We start from the raw sequence: 16070 nt of genomic DNA on the forward strand, positions 1-16070 counted from the left end.
GCCAGGGATGCCAATTCAAGAATTAGCTCCCGGTTCTTCAAACCGGGGGGCTACTCGCGACGGCTCTTCAAACAGGGCGCCGTTTGCCGAACGATCGCTAGTTTCAACGCTGGTCTCGGGGCGCTCGATGCCGCATAGAAAGCGTTCCGCCTCTTGCACCGAGCGAATCTCGACGATGTGCAGATGCGCCAGCTCGTCAGACGCTAACAGAGCCCCATATTCCCGCCGCAGCGGCCGATAGCTCTGCAACGCCTGCCACGGGACCCAATAGGCGTGCAAGAAACCCAGCAGCGGTTCGCGATTGCCGTTGAAAAGGCACTCGCGCGTCGCCAACCGCCGAAACGTGCGGCTTGTCGCCCGGCGCAGCAGTGTTCGTAGCGGATAGTTAAGCCAAATAACAGTCGTCGCCCGCTGCAGCACCAACGCCCGCGTTGCAATGTAATTCCCGTCGATGATCCATGCCGGCCCGGCCGTGGCCTCAGCGACGCTGGCCCAAAATTCTTCGGCCGATCGCGCCGTCCAGTTCGGCCCCCAGTATAGCGCATCAAGCTCAACATGCGGCGCCCCGAGCCGCCGACTCAACTCCCGCGCTAGCGTCGATTTTCCCGCGCAACTCGTGCCGACAATCGCCACGCGGCTTAAATCATCACGCCGACTCATCTGCATACTTCTTGCATTCTTCCCTGCGTCTTCGCGCCTCTGCGAGAGACTTCCTCCGGCGCCCCTCTACAGAGCCCCCTGTCAAGCTGGCCAAAAAAGCCAGCTGCGCGCCGCGAATCCAATCGCAGAAAATAGGCCCCAAAAGTCGCCAATGCCAAGGCTGGTCCGCCCACCAGGCGCCACGGGCGTCCGGCCAGTGTTGAAGCGGGTACAGGTCCGCCGCTCGAAAACGGCGTCGCACGCCGCCACGAAAGATTTTGTCTCCACGATTCCACAGCCAACGCCATGAATACCGCGACAACTAACGCCGCCGCACACGTTTTGTCCAAACCGCCTGGACAAAATCTTCCGCGCGCCGCCCATTCGCCAACTTACGTCCTACCAGTGACTTGCCGCCCGAACGGTCGCCGCAACTCCGCTTCACTCGTGGGTTGTGTCAGGTCCGCGGCGATTTCACCCGCGGCGTTTGGACTATTCGACCCCGACGCCCTTGTTGACGAACTCCACCGTCACCGCCGTGGTCGGATCGATCTCTCCCTCCTGATACATCCCTGCCGCGACCATCTTGGCGCAGAACGACTTCACTCGCTCGACGTCGATCGCTCCAATCCCGAGCTTTTTCGCCTCGCCCCCGCGCAGCAGTTCCAGCTCGCTCATCTTCCGACGCGAGAACTTGATGAGGCCATCGGTCATCGACGGGTTGTCCTTCTTGATCAGCACGTCAGCGGCGTCGGTGTCCTCGGCGTCGAGATAGGTGTTCCAACCGACGATCGAGGCATCGACGAAGCGTCGGACAAGCTCGGGGTTCTTCGCGATCAGGTCGTTGCGAGTCTCCAGCACCGTCGAATAACTATTCCAGCCATGGTCGGCCAGCAGGAACACCCGCGGCTCTTTCCCCGAGGCTTCGCGAATCCGCTCCGGCTCCGCGGTGGCGAACCCCTGCATCGCGGCGCGCGGATCGTTCAAGAACGGCGCGAGGCTGTGGTTGTAAGGACGCAGGTTCGCCCGCGGGAACCCATAGGCGTCATGCAACCAGAGGAAAAAAGTCTGTCTCCCGGCGTTCCCCATGAGCAGCGGGGCTTGTTTCAAGTCGTCCCACGTCTTCCACGGCCCATCGGCATGCGAAAGGAGGCACTGGGGATCCTTCTGGAAGAACGCCGCGACCACTTTGGTCGGTATTTGTTGCTTCGCCGCGTCGAACGGCTGGATGAGGTTCGTCCCGATGAGGAAATCGATCTTCCCGAACGCCAGCAGCGGCCGGTTGTTCACCAGCGGCCCCCCCGGCTTGATCGTCACCTCCAGCCCGTGGCGTGCATAGGTCCCGTCGGCGACCGCTTGGTAGAACCCGCCCAACTCAGGCTGAGCGAGCCAGTTCGTCGCCAGCGTCACCTTGTCGGCGGCTTGAGCGACAGGAAGTGCGGCGACCATTCCCAGCACGAACTGCAATGTTCTGAACAGCGTCGGCAAATTCTTCATCCTGATCCTCGATCATCGTTCGCCGACGGCACTCTCATGCCACCGGGCCAACAAAAGATGGCTCAGCCACTCCATCGCGAAAAACGTGATAATTCCCGTCAGCGAAATCAGGGCGAGCGCCGCAAACATCAGCGGGGTGTCGCTATTGAGTTGACTCGTAAAGATCGTCGACGCCAACCCCGGGTTGTCGACCTGCGTCCCCGTGACGAACTCCGCGACCACGGCCCCCACCAGGGCCAGATTGGCGGAAACCTTGAGTCCCGCGAGGAAATAGGGGAGCGCCGACGGCGCCAGCAACAACCGCAGCCGCTGCCACCGCGACGCATCGTAGAGCGTGAAGAGATCGCGCAACCCCGGATCGGCGCTCCGCAGTCCCATCGTCGTGTTCGAGAGAATTGGAAAGAACGCCACGATCCACGCGCATACGAGCTGCGTCAGCCAGACGCGTTCCCAGCCGATCCAAATCACGATGAACGGCGCCACCGCCACCAGCGGCGTCACCTGCAGCATCACGGCATAAGGAAACAGCGAAGTCTCCACGAGCCGCGACGAGGCAAACAACGCAGCGAGCGCCACGCCGAACACCACGGCTGCCGCCAGGGCGACGAGCATCGTCTTCAGCGTCACCAGCCACGCGGGCGCCAGCGCCGGCCATTGGGCGAAGATCGTCGCGACGACTTCGCTCGGCGTCGGCAGGATGTACTTTGGCAGTTCGGCGCATCGCACCCACGCTTCCCACGCGGCCAGCAGCGCTGCGCCCACCAGCATGGGGGCGCCAAGACGAATCCAGAGCGAACGCTCGTTCATGCGCTCCTCCCGGCCGTCGACGCCTCGGCGATCGCGCGCTCTAGCGCCTGCGACGCCCGGCGACAGAGCTCGTTGTACCGCACGCTGGTGCGCGTCTCGGCCGTCCGCACGTCGGCAAGATCGATGACGATCTCCTCCACCACGCGACCAGGTCGCGGCGACATCACAAGCACGCGCGTCGACAGATATACAGACTCGAACACGCTATGAGTAATGAACATTGCACCCCAACGCCGCTCACGCCACAGGGCGAGCAGATCGTCGTTCAGCCGGAGCCGAGTAATCTCGTCGAGCGCCGCGAACGGCTCGTCGAGCAGCAGCAATTGCGGCCGCGTCACCAGTGCTCGTGCCACCGAGGCGCGCATCTTCATCCCGCCGGAGAGCTCCCGCGGGTATGCCTGCTCGAACCCCTGCAGACCGACCAGCGTGAGCGCTTCGTCGACTTGGCTCTTCGCGGCGGCCTGCGACACCCCGCGCAGTCGCAGCGGCAGGTAGACGTTGTTCCAAACCGAGGTCCACGGCAGCAGCGTCGGCTCCTGGAAGACGCACCCCAACGGATGCGACCAAGGGACGCGGCAATCAGTCCCTGCAGCTGGGGCCGGCGACGCGTCCCAGGCTCGACGGATCGTTCCGCTTGTCGGCTGGCTCAGTCCGGCGATCATCCGCAGCGCGGTGCTCTTGCCGCAGCCGGAGGGGCCGAGCAGGCTGACGAACTCGCCGGCGCCGATATGCAAATCAAGCCCCGCGAGCGCCGTGGCGCCGTGCTGGTAGGTCTTCCCAACGTTCGCGAGTTCAACCAGCGGCGGGGCGGCCATCGTGCGGTGCAGCAGGGTAGGGGGGAGGACGCCGAACGGGCGGCGACCGACAACCTAACCTATTTCGGCCGCCGTCGCTTCCGGGCGTACATATCTTCGTCCGCCACGGCGATCAGATGCTCAAGCGTCGCCTCGTCGCTCAAGCTCAGGACGATCCCGATCGTGACCGAGAGGCGGAACGTCGTTCCGGCCGCAGCAATCGGCGCAACCGTTGCCATCCTCAGACGCTCGACAATCGTTTCGGCTGCCTCTCGGTCGGCGATGTCTTTCAGGAGGATCACAAACTCATCGCCGCCGTATCGAGCGACGAGGTCGCCGTCGCGCACCGCGGACTTCCAACGCTCGGCGAGCTCTATCAAGGCCAAATCGCCAATGGCGTGGCCGTGCTCGTCATTGACCTGCTTGAATTGGTCGAGATCAAGGAAGAGCAAGGCGAATGGTGGTCGCGGGCCCGTGACGTCCCGCGTGTCGGCAACCCAGGATGCGATCGCCCGGCGGTCGGGCAGGCCCGTGAGCGGGTCGCCTGGGGTGGGGGTTTCACGCCGCAACGGGAAGAACAGGGCGATCGCGAGCGGCCCGGCCTCACCGTCCAACCGGCGAACTTCTACCTCCACCGGCGTCGAGCCGAACCGCGGCAGTATCACCTTAGCCAAGAGGCGATCGACGCACTGGGTTCCGAACATCTGGTCGCGCCAGACGTCGGCGAGTTCGTCGCCAATCACGTTAGACAGCGTCAGCGGTCGACTCCGCCCGGCGGAGAGTGCCCAGACGAGCCAGCGAGCCGCCGTCGCGTCGCTGGCTCGGATGGTCCCATCCGGCTCGAACAGCAATGTCGCTTCCGGTTGGCCGGGGCCGTGGGAGTCGCTCGGCCGGCTCGGCAGCAGGTTGCTTGTAACTTCCTTGTGCGAGCGACCTTGCGACGGTTCAGTTTGCGAAATGCGCGGCATGACGATTCTATGGGCGAACGCTTGGAGAATGAATTCGGATCGAGGAAAAGTCAGCGAATTGGTTCGACTCGCGATACGCCCTCATTATAGTCGACTCCAGGCGTGTCGCCGAAATGGTAACGCGTGGCGCTGTTCCGGGCTGTTGCGCACCCGGAGCGAAGTGAGTCGTCGACGCCTTGGCGTCACGATCCGGATGGAATCTCGGAACGAGCGCTGACCAGTTTTCTGATTTTCGCTCACCACGGCGAGCAGCGGGCCGCGCGGATCGCCGAGTTCCGCGCGCCGCACCCGCCGGGAACGAAGTATTGCATCGTCTCGCAGTGGCTGCCTGCCGACGACGTGCGGCGCGAGACCCGCGACGCGGCGCTGGCCGAGCTCGATGCCCAGCTCGAAGCCGAGTTGGTGCCGATGGAAATCTACTCGGCCGAGCTCCATTAGGGCGTCTCCAGTCGGCTGTCCGGCGGCGGCTCGGGCGCCAATTCGTCGAAGCGCGGCGTCGCCCGCTCGGTGACCTGCCCGTCGTCGCCGCGAAATTGGAAGAACGCCGCGACGTTGCGGTCGACGCACCACTGGTAACCGGCGTCGGGGCCGATGATCAGCAGCGGCGTATCGAGCGCGTCGGCCGCGATGCAGGTCGGCGCAATGACGGTGACCGCCGCGCCGCGATAAGGGAGCGCTTGCCCCGAGCGAGGATCGATGATGTGCGTGAACCGTCGGCCGTCTGCCGTGCGGTAGTTCCGATAATCTCCTGCTGTGCTGAGAGCGAGGTTGTCGAGCGGAACGATGCGGGCCAGCGTGCCGTCGGCGGCGTCGACCTGTTCAACGCCGATCCGCCAAGGCCGCCCGTCGGGGCGAGTTCCCACTGCGCGGACTTCGCCGCCGATTTCGACCATCGCGTGAGCAAAGCCTAGTGCCTCGAGTCGCTCGATGATCAGGTCAACCGCATACCCTGGCGCGATTGACGAGAGATCGACCTCGACGCCGTCGAGTTCTTTCTTCAATGCAGGGGGATCGAGCCGCACCTGCAGCCGTTGCGAACCGACGAGCGCTTGAGCCTCAAGGATCTTCTGTTGGCTTGGCGGCGCCGGCGCTTCGCCCTTGTTCGCCTCGCCGCCGAAGTTCCAGAGTCGCAGCAGCGGCGGAACGGTGACGTCGAGTACGCCCTCGGTGGCAGTGAAGTAACGGAGCGATTCGTCGACGACGTGCGCCGTGTCGCGCGACACGGGAAACCACTCGCCCGCGGGCGACCGGTTGAACTGCGACAACTCTGAATCGTCGCGGTAGGTTGACATCTGCCGATCGAATTCAGCGAGCAGTCCGTCGACGTCCGACTTGACCTGGGGAGGAGACTTGCTGCCATCGCCCCAGTACTTCATGTGATACGTCGTCCCCATCGTCGGGCCGGTCAGCGATGCGACCGCGGGGACTTGCTCCGCTGCCTCAGCGGGCGTGCCGCGGAGCGATGCGGCAAGCGCGGCGGCAGCGAGTAACGATGCGGCGAGGCGGTAATTCATAGGATCTCGTGCGCTGCAGGCCAGTTGTCGCACCCGCCTGTCGGGGGCTATACTCGGTCGCTTCGATTGCATTCTTCTATGGGCGACCGCCGCTGCGGGCCTGTTTTTGCGAGATTCTTCATGAAAATTCACGAATTCCAAGGCAAGGCCCTCCTGCGTCAGGCGGGGATCAGCGTGCCGGCCGGCGTCGCAGCGAAAACTCCCGACGAAGCCGCCGCCGCGTTCGACCAGCTCGGCGGGAAGCTCGCCGTGGTGAAGGCCCAGATCCATGCCGGCGGCCGCGGCAAGGGAACCATCAAGGATAACCCGTCGCAGCGAGGCGTCGAACTCGTGAAGACCCGCGAGGACGCTAAGCGCGTCGCCGCCGCCCTGCTCGGCAAAGAGTTGGTCACGATCCAGACCGGCCCCGAAGGGAAGATGGTGCAGCAGGTGCTCGTCGAGGCTGGCTGCGACATCGATCGCGAGCTTTACCTCGGCATCGTCGTCGACCGCGCGTGCAGCCTGCCGGTATTGATGGTCTCGAACGAAGGCGGCATGAATATCGAAGAGGTCGCTGCGGAGACGCCGGAGAAGATTTTCCTCGAGCCGTTCCATCCCGCCGACGGCCTCCAGTCTTACCAAGTCCGTAAGCTCTGTCACCGCCTCGGCATCAAGGGCGACAGCATCCGCTCCGCCGAGAAGCTGATGAAGGGACTCTGCAAGCTGTTCGTCGATCTTGATTGCAGCATCGTCGAAGTGAACCCGTTGGTCGTCACCAAGCAGGGCGACCTGATGGCGCTCGACGCCAAGATCAACTTCGACGACAACGCGATGTTCCGACACAAGGATCTCGCCGAACTGCGCGACTTGTCGGAAGAAGATCCTGCCGAGGTTCGGGCCGGCAATGCCGGCCTGAGCTACGTTCAGCTGGAAGGCAACATTGGCTGCCTGGTGAACGGCGCCGGACTCGCGATGAGCACGATGGACCTCGTGAAGCTCCATGGCGGCCAGCCGGCGAACTTCCTCGACGTCGGCGGCGGCGCCCAGGTCGATCAGGTGACCGAAGCGTTCCGGATCCTGCTCGGCGACAAGAACGTCAAAGCGGTGCTGGTAAACATCTTCGGCGGCATCATGCGCTGCACGACGATCGCCAACGCCATCCTCGAAGCTTACAAGCAGGTCGACTTCAACGTGCCGCTGGTAGTGCGGCTGGAAGGGACCGAAGTTGAAGAGGGCCGAAAGATTCTCGCCAACAGCGGGATCAAGGTGATCGCGGCCGAAGGGTTGACCGATGCGGCGAAGAAAGTCGTCGCCGCCGCCGGGGCCGCCTAATCGCCCCGTCCGTCGTAATAACCACGAAGACACTAAGACACGAAGGGGTTCACGAAGGAACGAGATGAAGTGCACCAACGCTTGTCGCTTGGTGCGTTCGTTGCGCCTTCGTGCCTTTGTGGTTGAATTTCTAAATTCGGGACAAACATGAGCATCCTGGTCGATAAGAACACGCGGGTCATTTGTCAGGGGATCACCGGAAAGGCCGGCGAGTTCCACTCCAAGAACTGCTTGGAGTACGGTACGAAGATGGTCGCCGGCGTCACCCCTGGTCGCGGCGGGCAGTCGGTGCTCGGGCTGCCGGTGTACGACACTGTCGTCGAAGCGGTTGAGAAGGATGGCGCCGAGGCGACGATGATCTTCGTCCCCGCTCCGTTCACCGCCGACGCGATTCTCGAAGCGGCCGACGCCGGGATTAAGCTGATCGTCGCGATCACCGAAGGGGTGCCGGTGCTCGACATGGCCCGCGTCTACGCTCGGCTGAAGGCCGACTACCCGCACGTGCGGCTGGTCGGACCGAACTGCCCCGGCGTCATCACCGCTGGCGAGTGCAAGATCGGCATCATGCCGGGCTATATTCACAAGCGAGGCAAGGTCGGCGTGATGAGCCGCAGCGGTACGCTCACTTACGAAGCGGTGTGGCAGCTGACGGGACTCGGCCTCGGCCAGACGACCTGCGTCGGTCTTGGCGGCGACCCGATCGTGGGGACTTCGTTCATCGACGTGCTCGGGATGTTCCAGGAAGACCCGGAAACCGAAGCGATCATCATGATGGGCGAAATCGGCGGGACGGCCGAGGAAGAGGCCGCCGCGTTCGTGAAGGCGAACGTCACCAAGCCGGTGGCGGCGTTCATCGCGGGTCGAACCGCTCCTCCCGGGAAGCGGATGGGCCACGCCGGCGCGATCATCAGCGGCGGCAAGGGGACCGCGGCGGAAAAGGTCGCTGCCTTGCACGATGCAGGGATCGAAGTCGCCGAGAGCCCCGCCGACATGGGCGAGGCGGTCGTTCGCGCCATCAAGCGGGCCGGCAAGTAGGTTTTGTCCGAGCCGTGTTCTGTCCGTTACGCAAACGCGATTGGCGCGGACAAAACTGCCTGCGCGAGGATGCTTGCGCTGTTCGCTCCGCGGGTAACTCGCGGCGGAGACTGAGGTTGAGCCCGCGGGCGCCGGCGGAAGGTTTTGTCCGTTTTGGGGGGACAGTTGCTGAGCGCCGCTGCCGGTTGGGTAGGGGCGTGAACTGGGCGCCCGCGGCGCGGCGGCGCTGGCGCGGCCCATGGCTGCGGCTAACTGGGCGTGTTGCGGTTGGCGAGCGCTGCGCTGGGGCATCGGACCTCCTTTCTTTGGGGCGCGTGCCGCGCGGGTCGGATGGATTCCGGCCTGCATTGTCCCGAAAGAAGTGGCCCATTTTCAACACAAAAGTTTGCAGAATTTTTCCGTCGAATCCGCGACCGCATGCCGACGCGCGTAGCCATTGTCGCGAGTCGACAAGCGATTCGGCCAATTTCGGCGTCCGACGCGTGTGGAGCGCCGTCGGTCCGCGGCGCGGCCGATCCTGCGATCCGTTTCAGGGGACAGACGTCTCGTCCGAACTCGAGATCGAACTAGCGCACGTTCGGCTCTCGTTCCCAGATGCGGTGGCGTTTGGCGGCGGCGATAAAATCGGCGACCTTGGCGTTCTTGATCGCCACCAGGCCGTCGTCGGCGTGAGGATCGACGTGCGCGGCTTCGAACAGCGGCGCCGCGTCGGAAGTGTGTCCGATGATCTTGAGGTGGGCGAACGCCATGCGGAGCCAATCGACCGATGCGGCCAGCTTGAGTAGGTCCGGCACGCCGTCCGCCGCTGGAGCGAGGACGACGGCGTCAAAGAGGGCCGACGGAGCGCCCGCGAGGAAGTGGTCGGCGGGGCGCTTGACTCCTTCGCTGTCGACGAAGCCGCCGACGGCAGGGGCGACGATCTGAACGTTCGCTTGCTCTGACTTGGCCTTCTTCACGAGGGCGTCGATCAGTTTCGCATCGCTGCCGTCGGTGACGAGCAGACCGATCTTCTTGCCGGCGATCGTCAGCGGCGGATCGCGATACTGACTGAGGGCAGGAGAGGGTTTGACCTTCAGGTTGGTCGGCACGGCGGGGGTGATCTTGTCGGCCTGCCCCGGCATGCCGAGCTTCGCGGCCACCGTCTCGGCGAGCTGCGCGTCGACGTGCTGCAGGTGTCCGAGCATGCGGGTGCGGATCTTCACTTCGCGGCACTTGCCGAGTTCGAACGCGAACGCGGCGGCGATGTGCCGCTGCTCGGGCTCGGTCATCGACTTGTAGAACAGGTGAGCCTGGGTGTAGTGGTCGGCAAAACTCTCGGGGCGAATGCGGAGCTTCGTCCCCTCCGTCGGCGCAGCGAACGTTTGGAATCCGTCGGCGCCGGCCTCGCGCGGGGCGGTCATGTCGAGCGAGTTCGGCTCGTAGCTGGTGCGGGAAGGGTCGACCCGCATCCGCATGTGGCCGTCGCGCTGCAGGTTTTGCCACGGGCATTTGGCGGCGTTGATGGGGATTTCCTGGAAGTTCGCACTGCCAAGTCGCGAGAGCTGCGTGTCGAGGTACGAGAAGAGGCGCCCTTGCAGCAGCGGATCTTCGCTGAAGTCGATGCCGGGAACGATGTTCGCGGGGCAGAAGGCGACTTGCTCGGTTTCGGCGAAGAAGTTGTCAGGCATCCGGTTGAGGACCATCTTGCCGAGGGGCCGCAGCGGAATGATTTCCTCAGGGATGAGCTTCGTGGGATCGAGGACGTCGAAATCGAATTTGGCGGCCTGCTTTTCGTCAAACGCTTGGACGGAGAGTTCCCATTCAGGGAAATCGCCTGCTTGAATGGCGTCCCAGAGATCGCGACGGTGGAAGTCGGGGTCGGCCCCGGCGATGGCCACCGCTTCGTCCCAGATGAGCGAGAAGGCGCCGAGCTTGGGGCGCCAGTGGAACTTCACAAGGGTGGCTTTGCCCTTGGCGTTGATCAAGCGGAAGGTGTGGACGCCGAAGCCTTGCATCATGCGGAACGATCGCGGCAGCGCGCGATCGCTCATCGCCCAGAGGAGCATGTGAGTGCTTTCGGGCGTGAGGGAAACGAAATCCCAAAACGTATCGTGGGCCGAGGCGGCCTGCGGGAAGGCGCGGTCGGGTTCAGGTTTGACGGCGTGGATCAGGTCGGGGAACTTGATCGCGTCCTGGATGAAGAAGACGGGGATGTTGTTGCCGACGAGATCGTAGTTGCCTTGCGAAGTGTAGAACTTCACGGCAAAGCCGCGCACGTCGCGCGGCGTGTCGACCGAGCCTTCGCTGCCGGCGACGGTGGAGAAGCGGCAGAAGAGGGGAGTCTTCGCCTGCGAGTCACAGAGGAAGGCGGCCTTCGTGAGATCTTCGTTGCCGGCGTACGCCTGGAAGAAGCCGTGGGCGCCATAACCGCGGGCGTGGACGACTCGTTCAGGGATGCGCTCGTGGTCGAAATGGGTAATCTTCTCGCGAAAATGGAAGTCTTCGAGCAGCGTCGGGCCGCGCGCGCCGGCCTTGAGCGAGTTCTGGTCGTCGGCGACCGGCAGGCCTTGGTTGGTGGTGAGCCAGCGTGAGGGATCGGCGGTCACTTGATGCAGCTCGCCGCCAGCGCCGCTGGTTTCTTTGATTTCACTACCGACGGATTTGGCTGCGGAGGGACGCTTGGCCATCGGGGGGTCGCTTTCGTCGCCGGGGTGCGAAGGGAGGTGGTGTCGAGCGCTAGGAGAAGGCAGAAGAGGCCTGTCAACATAGCGAAGCGGCAGAGAAGAGCAACAAACGTGCCACCGAAGATTCGACTCAGTAGCTGACGCCGACGCGGGCCATCATCGTGTCATCGAGCGACACGTCAGGGGTCGCGTCACCGTAGTCGAGTTCGCGGGCGAAGACGTAACCGGTCTCGAAGCGAGTGCTGAGGCCGCCGAGGATCTTGCGCTCGAAGCCGACGACCAGGCGGATGTCGCTGTAGCTGATGTTGTCGATTTCGTCGTTCGAGGGACGGGTGACGGTCCAGATGCCGCCGCCGAACTCGCCGCCGACGTAGAACCAGCGTTCGTCTTCCGGGGTGCTCGCGGCGGTCTGCCAGGAGAAGCGGGGCCGCGGGAAGATGAGGTCGATGCGGGTGCGCGGCATCGTCGTGGGTTCGACGATGAGGCCGGCGACGGGCAGGATGGTCGCTCCGGCACGGTTGAGATAGGCGACGCCGAAGACCCATTTCTTGCCGGGGACGGACTCGTAGACAGCCAGCCCGCGGCCGCTGACGCGGGTAGCGTCGTCGTAACTTTGCTCGAAGTCGCTGTAGTAACCGACGGCGACGCTCACGTCCATCGCCCAGGGACCGTCGCCGAATTTGCGGAGGTGGCGGAAGTCGACGGAGGCGTCGTAGAGCGTGCTGGGGATATCGAGCGCCGCGGCGTTGGAGAGGAAGTGCGACGCGAAGTAGGGGGTGATCAGCAGCGGCGTGTCGCGGCGGAAGAAGGGGAAGCCGAAGACGATGCCGGCTTCGAGGTCGCCCATGCCGAGGGTGTCTGGCTCGTCGCTCATCTGCGGGAGCCAGGTGCCGGTGAAGTAGATCTTTTGAAAGATGCCGGCGCGAGCGCCGGGCGGGAGCTTGCTGGCGGCTTCGGGGGCGATTTGATTCTGCGGGGCGACGGTTTCTTCGGCGAGGTTGGCGACGCGCAGACCGGGGTCAACGACCGAGGGGTGTTGGTCGGCGGCGGCTGATGGAAGCTGATCGAGATCGATCGGCGTGATCGGAACCGTTGGCGTCGGGGTCCAAGGCGTCGGCGTGACGAGGGTCGACGCCGGGGGCTGGCCGTACGGCCCAGCGGTGGAATCGGGAGGAGCGACGTTGGCGAACGGGGATGATGGGGCGGTCGCGGCGTAGGGGGGCGGCGCTTGAGCGTGCGCCCGCGGCTGGATGCTAGCGAGAATGGCGATGGCGAATAAAGCCAATAGCTTTCTACTGAGTGGCATCGTCTCGATGGGCTTTATCCATGAAGTCTGTGGGAGGCGTCTCCGACGCCGATTTGTCGTTGCTACTCGACTCGTAACGGTCGTCAGTCCGTCATCGGGGTCGGAGACCCCTCCCGCAAAGGGGGCGTCCGCATGCTCACGCCTTGAGGGGCGAGAGCATGCCACTCTTCTCAGGCATGTCGATTGAGGAGATGTCAAAAAGTACTCCGCCGAGTGGCGATTAGAAATCGAAGCCGAGCCGGAGCATCACCGTGTCGTCGAGTTTGTATTCGGGCGGCAGGTTTGTTTGGGAATAGACAATTTCGCGGTCGAAGACGTAACCAACTTCGAAATGGCCGTGGAGGCGGGTCTGTGTTTCCCATTCGATGCCGAGGTTCGCGCGGATGTCGTTGTAGTCGATATCGTCGCGGGCGCCAGCAGCTGGCCCGTCCTCGGAACGGGTGATCGTCCAGGCGCCGCCGCCGTATTCGCCGGAGACATACCACCACCACTGGATCTGGCCGAGATTCTGGAACCGCTTGCGGATTTTGGGATTCGGGAAGAGGAGCCACAGATCCCACTCGGGGTTGGGACGCCAGTAGACGCCGCCGGCGGGGAGGAGTTTGACTTTGTTGCGATCGAGGTACCAGACGCCCAGATGGAAGTCCATCTTGGGCGAGAGCTGATAGACGCCCATGCCGCGGCCCATGTAGCGCATCGAGCGGCTGTCGAAGTAGGAGAAGTCGCTCCAGACGCCGGTACGGAAGCCGAGGTCGGCGCTGAGGCGTTCAGTGATCTTGGGGCTCCAGGCCGTATCGAGGTAGGCGTCGTACAGCTGCGGCGGAAGGTCAGCATTTGGGCCGCTGGGTCCTTCGAGCCAGTTGAACGCGAAGCCGGGGGTGATCAGCAGCGGCGTGTCGGGATTGCGGAAGATGGGGACGCCGAACGTGGCCGCCATTTCGAGGCGGTTCCAGGCGAGCTGGTCGGGATCGTGATTGCCGAAGAGGTACGTCGACTCGACGCTGATCTGCTGGAGCAACCGCTGGAGTTTGACGACGGAGCCGTCGGGGTTCTGGTAATCGTAGGTGCCGCGGTTCCACTGAACCGACGGCATGTTCTGCATGATGTTCCCCTGCGGCGGGGCGGCGTAGGGGATGCCCGACATGGGCGGGGCGCCTGGAGGCGCCGCGCTGAACGGCGAGGGGGAGAGGGCCGGCGGCGTGTATGGGACGTCGACGGGGGGCGCCGCCAGGCCAGGCGTGGCGTAGGGATCGAAGCTTTGCAGCGCCGGGGCGAGAGCTGGCTGCGGCGTGGCGGGATAAACGGGCGCGGGCGCCGCAGCAAACGGGCTGGCGACGGGCGCTTGCGCGACGGTTGACGGAAATTGGACGCGTTGGGCGTGAATTTTTGTTGCAGCGAGCGCGCACCAACAGCCGATCATGAGAATGATGAGCGACAATGCGCGCCGGTGTTGAGCTGATGCTAGCAACGCGGGACGGCCCTGGGCGGACGGGGACGGCGTGAGCGCGGAGATTCCGCGCGGGGTAAGTACCAGCCGAGCGGGGTGGGCGTCAAGATTGGCGGCTCGGTAGCCAGCACTTGGCGCCGGTGCGACGGACTCCCGCTGTCAGTGCGGTTGAGCGCTCCCCTCAACCCGCCGTGAGCGGGCGGGGCTAAGTGGGCGATTCGGGTTGGTCGGCGGGGGCGGGGGCCGCGGAAAGCGGCGCCGCGCTGGGAGTCAGGGCCGGTTTGTTCGTCGAACGCCTGCGTGCGCCGGCGTCGCGAAGGACGCGGCGTTGGCTGCGGCTGCGGAGGGCGGCGAGGCAGAGTTCCTGTCGGTTGAATGCTAGCTGACGCAGTCGTACGTCGAGATACCCCCAACTGCGAACGCGCTCGACGAACTTTGGCAGCTCGTCGACTAGTGCCAGGTCAGGCAGCTTCAGGGTCAACAACATCCCGCGAATCGAGATGCCGGGATGTTTCACCACCGCTTCGACGGCGTCGAGCGTGAAGTTGGGCGGGACGTTCATGTCGGCGGCGAGCCACTGAACGTGGCGGAAGACCTTGCGCGAAGTCTCGACCGATCGACTGCGGACGTGGGTGAAGCGGGGATCGGCGAGGACCGATTCGTCGACTTCAGCCGGGTCGACGCCGATGACTTCGAGGCCGGCGTCAAGCAACGCTTGCGACGCGCCGCCGGGGGCGCAGCCGAGTTCGACGACGCGCTCGCCGCGCGACATCGGCAGCGAGGCCCAGCTCATCGCTTCGGCCATCTTGAGGTAAGCGCGCGAGACGGCGTGTTCGGGGAGTTCGAGATCGGGGACGCCGCCGGGCCAGGAGGCGACGCGGCTGGTGGTGCGATGACAACCAACGAACCAGTGGTTCGGTTCGATCAAGGCGACGTCGAGCACCCAGCGATTGCGCGGCGTCGAACGGCCGGCGGCAGCTGCGGGGCGGAGCGATTCGATGGGCGAGAGCTCGCGGATGACTTGCTCGGCCTCGGCGGCGAGGAGCGTCGGGCCTGGTTCAAAGCCGCGGTCGCCGGGGGTGCGCTCGTCGCGTTGCCAGACGTGGAGGCCGGCGAGTTCGACGGAGGCGAGAAAGGTTTGGACCTCGGGGAGTTGCCAGACTTCGGCGGCGAGATCGTGGAGGCGCTGGCCCTTCACGGAGCCGAGCGAGAAGCCGCTGGTGCGGGCGAACACCGAGGGGAGCGAAAATTTCTCGGGATCGGCGCAAGGTGCGTCGAGCTTGAAGGTGACGAACCCGGGGCGCGAGAAGGCGGGGCGGAGTTGCGGGGCGCGGACGGCGAGCTCGCGCTTGAGGACGGCTTCGGCCCCGTGCTGGCAGACGGCGTAGACGAAAGGCGGTCGCCAGGGAGTGGGCATGTGAGGCGTAATTTCTGAGGCGGGTGGGCGTCTAATCTGGTGAACGCCTGAGGGTGTCGGGAGCCTTTAGCCACTGGGCGCGTGCCGCTCAAGGCAATCTCGCTAGTGTCAAAAGGCTCCCGACACCGTTGAATTTGGGGTAACCTCACATTGTAGCAGACGGCTGCCAGACAGATAGTTACGGAGAATCATCGCGATGGACAAGCACATAAATCCCAGCGACGCCGAATTGCGGGCCCGGCTCACGCCCGAGCAGTATCACGTCACCCAGGAGAAGGGGACCGAACGGGCCTTCACCGGCGAGTATTGGAATCACAAGGAAGACGGCAAGTACTACTGCATCGTCTGCGGCGAGTTGCTGTTCGACTCGTCGACGAAGTTCGATTCGGGGTGCGGCTGGCCGAGCTTTTATCAGCAAGTGACGCCGGAGGCGATCGACGTGCAAGGCGACCATAGCCACGGCATGGTGCGCGACGAGATTGTTTGCCACAAGTGCGGGGCGCACTTGGGGCATGTCTTTCCCGACGGGCCGCGGCCGACGGGGCTGCGTTACTGCGTGAACTCGGCTTCGATCAAGTTTGAGAAGTGATAAATTGCTAACCACCAAGGCACGAAGGCACTAAGGAATTCACCAAGAACAAGAAGAAGGGAAGACGCTTACGGCGTTTTCTT

General features: G+C 64.3%; 14 protein-coding genes. 4 read left to right on the top strand and 10 right to left on the bottom strand.

Annotation, left to right across the window (positions count from 1 at the left end):
* Positions 1–15: 15 nt before the first annotated feature.
* The 5 genes from I41_RS10890 to I41_RS10910 all read right to left on the bottom strand — a co-directional run bounded on the left by I41_RS10890 (position 16) and on the right by I41_RS10910 (position 4705).
* The gene (locus I41_RS10890) at positions 16–660 is read right to left on the bottom strand and encodes a P-loop NTPase family protein (RefSeq protein WP_210421155.1); all 645 of its coding nucleotides are present in this window, start codon (positions 658–660) and stop codon (positions 16–18) included.
* 471 nt (positions 661–1131) lie between these two features.
* On the bottom strand, positions 1132–2136 hold the full coding sequence (locus I41_RS10895; protein WP_145432573.1) for an ABC transporter substrate-binding protein: 1005 nt from the start codon (positions 2134–2136) through the stop codon (positions 1132–1134).
* 12 nt (positions 2137–2148) lie between these two features.
* The gene (locus I41_RS10900) at positions 2149–2943 is read right to left on the bottom strand and encodes an ABC transporter permease (protein ID WP_145432574.1); all 795 of its coding nucleotides are present in this window, start codon (positions 2941–2943) and stop codon (positions 2149–2151) included.
* Positions 2940–3758, bottom strand: coding sequence for an ABC transporter ATP-binding protein (locus tag I41_RS10905; RefSeq protein WP_145432575.1), 819 nt, complete (start codon positions 3756–3758; stop codon positions 2940–2942). Before I41_RS10905 ends, I41_RS10900 begins: the two co-directional genes overlap by 4 nt.
* A gap of 59 nt (positions 3759–3817) precedes the next feature.
* A complete protein-coding gene (locus I41_RS10910) occupies positions 3818–4705 on the bottom strand; it encodes a GGDEF domain-containing protein (RefSeq protein ID WP_145432576.1) in 888 nt (295 codons plus the stop codon).
* 123 nt (positions 4706–4828) lie between these two features.
* On the opposite strand from I41_RS10910, the gene I41_RS10915 reads away from it, so the two are divergent.
* Positions 4829–5143 carry a hypothetical protein gene (locus tag I41_RS10915; protein ID WP_145432577.1) on the top strand — a complete coding sequence of 105 codons (315 nt, stop codon included), beginning with the start codon at positions 4829–4831 and terminating at the stop codon, positions 5141–5143.
* On the opposite strand, the gene I41_RS10920 is transcribed toward I41_RS10915, so the two are convergent.
* Positions 5140–6219, bottom strand: coding sequence for an FAD:protein FMN transferase (locus I41_RS10920; RefSeq protein WP_168206807.1), 1080 nt, complete (start codon positions 6217–6219; stop codon positions 5140–5142). The two genes, I41_RS10915 and I41_RS10920, sit on opposite strands and share 4 nt — an antisense overlap.
* A 120-nt stretch (positions 6220–6339) precedes the next feature.
* Between I41_RS10920 and sucC the strand changes: the two genes are divergently transcribed.
* The gene (gene sucC, locus I41_RS10925) at positions 6340–7530 is read left to right on the top strand and encodes an ADP-forming succinate--CoA ligase subunit beta (RefSeq protein ID WP_145432579.1); all 1191 of its coding nucleotides are present in this window, start codon (positions 6340–6342) and stop codon (positions 7528–7530) included.
* A gap of 147 nt (positions 7531–7677) precedes the next feature.
* Complete coding sequence (sucD, locus tag I41_RS10930; protein ID WP_145432580.1) at positions 7678–8565, top strand: succinate--CoA ligase subunit alpha; 888 nt, start codon at positions 7678–7680, stop codon at positions 8563–8565.
* 566 nt (positions 8566–9131) lie between these two features.
* Here the strand turns inward: sucD and I41_RS10935 are convergent.
* The 4 genes from I41_RS10935 to I41_RS10950 form a co-directional block, all read right to left on the bottom strand.
* Positions 9132–11231, bottom strand: coding sequence for a catalase (locus I41_RS10935; RefSeq protein ID WP_145432581.1), 2100 nt, complete (start codon positions 11229–11231; stop codon positions 9132–9134).
* Between the two features lie 127 nt (positions 11232–11358).
* Entirely contained in the window at positions 11359–12534 is a 1176-nt protein-coding gene (locus I41_RS10940; protein ID WP_145432582.1) for a DUF6268 family outer membrane beta-barrel protein, read from the bottom strand.
* A 220-nt stretch (positions 12535–12754) separates the two neighbouring features.
* Positions 12755–13972 carry a hypothetical protein gene (locus I41_RS10945; RefSeq protein WP_145432583.1) on the bottom strand — a complete coding sequence of 406 codons (1218 nt, stop codon included), beginning with the start codon at positions 13970–13972 and terminating at the stop codon, positions 12755–12757.
* Positions 13973–14186: 214 nt separating this feature from the next.
* Positions 14187–15398: an SAM-dependent methyltransferase gene (locus I41_RS10950; RefSeq protein WP_145432584.1), complete on the bottom strand. Its 1212-nt coding sequence runs from the start codon at positions 15396–15398 to the stop codon at positions 14187–14189.
* Positions 15399–15594: 196 nt separating this feature from the next.
* Between I41_RS10950 and msrB the strand changes: the two genes are divergently transcribed.
* The gene (msrB, locus tag I41_RS10955) at positions 15595–15987 is read left to right on the top strand and encodes a peptide-methionine (R)-S-oxide reductase MsrB (RefSeq protein ID WP_145432585.1); all 393 of its coding nucleotides are present in this window, start codon (positions 15595–15597) and stop codon (positions 15985–15987) included.
* The last annotated feature ends 83 nt before the right edge of the window (positions 15988–16070 follow it).

The organism is Lacipirellula limnantheis, from assembly GCF_007746075.1.
In the GTDB taxonomy this organism is placed as follows: Bacteria; Planctomycetota; Planctomycetia; order Pirellulales; family Lacipirellulaceae; genus Lacipirellula; species Lacipirellula limnantheis.

Bases quoted from the DNA above. Each gene is read 5' to 3' on its own strand.
- I41_RS10890 (WP_210421155.1), bottom strand. From the start codon at position 660: ATGAGTCGGCGTGATGATTTAAGCCGCGTGGCGATTGTCGGCACGAGT.
- I41_RS10895 (WP_145432573.1), bottom strand. From the start codon at position 2,136: ATGAAGAATTTGCCGACGCTGTTCAGAACATTGCAGTTCGTGCTGGGA.
- I41_RS10900 (WP_145432574.1), bottom strand. From the start codon at position 2,943: ATGAACGAGCGTTCGCTCTGGATTCGTCTTGGCGCCCCCATGCTGGTG.
- I41_RS10905 (WP_145432575.1), bottom strand. From the start codon at position 3,758: ATGGCCGCCCCGCCGCTGGTTGAACTCGCGAACGTTGGGAAGACCTAC.
- I41_RS10910 (WP_145432576.1), bottom strand. From the start codon at position 4,705: ATGCCGCGCATTTCGCAAACTGAACCGTCGCAAGGTCGCTCGCACAAG.
- I41_RS10920 (WP_168206807.1), bottom strand. From the start codon at position 6,219: ATGAATTACCGCCTCGCCGCATCGTTACTCGCTGCCGCCGCGCTTGCC.
- sucC (WP_145432579.1), top strand. From the start codon at position 6,340: ATGAAAATTCACGAATTCCAAGGCAAGGCCCTCCTGCGTCAGGCGGGG.
- sucD (WP_145432580.1), top strand. From the start codon at position 7,678: ATGAGCATCCTGGTCGATAAGAACACGCGGGTCATTTGTCAGGGGATC.
- I41_RS10935 (WP_145432581.1), bottom strand. From the start codon at position 11,231: ATGGCCAAGCGTCCCTCCGCAGCCAAATCCGTCGGTAGTGAAATCAAA.
- I41_RS10940 (WP_145432582.1), bottom strand. From the start codon at position 12,534: ATGCCACTCAGTAGAAAGCTATTGGCTTTATTCGCCATCGCCATTCTC.
- I41_RS10950 (WP_145432584.1), bottom strand. From the start codon at position 15,398: ATGCCCACTCCCTGGCGACCGCCTTTCGTCTACGCCGTCTGCCAGCAC.
- msrB (WP_145432585.1), top strand. From the start codon at position 15,595: ATGGACAAGCACATAAATCCCAGCGACGCCGAATTGCGGGCCCGGCTC.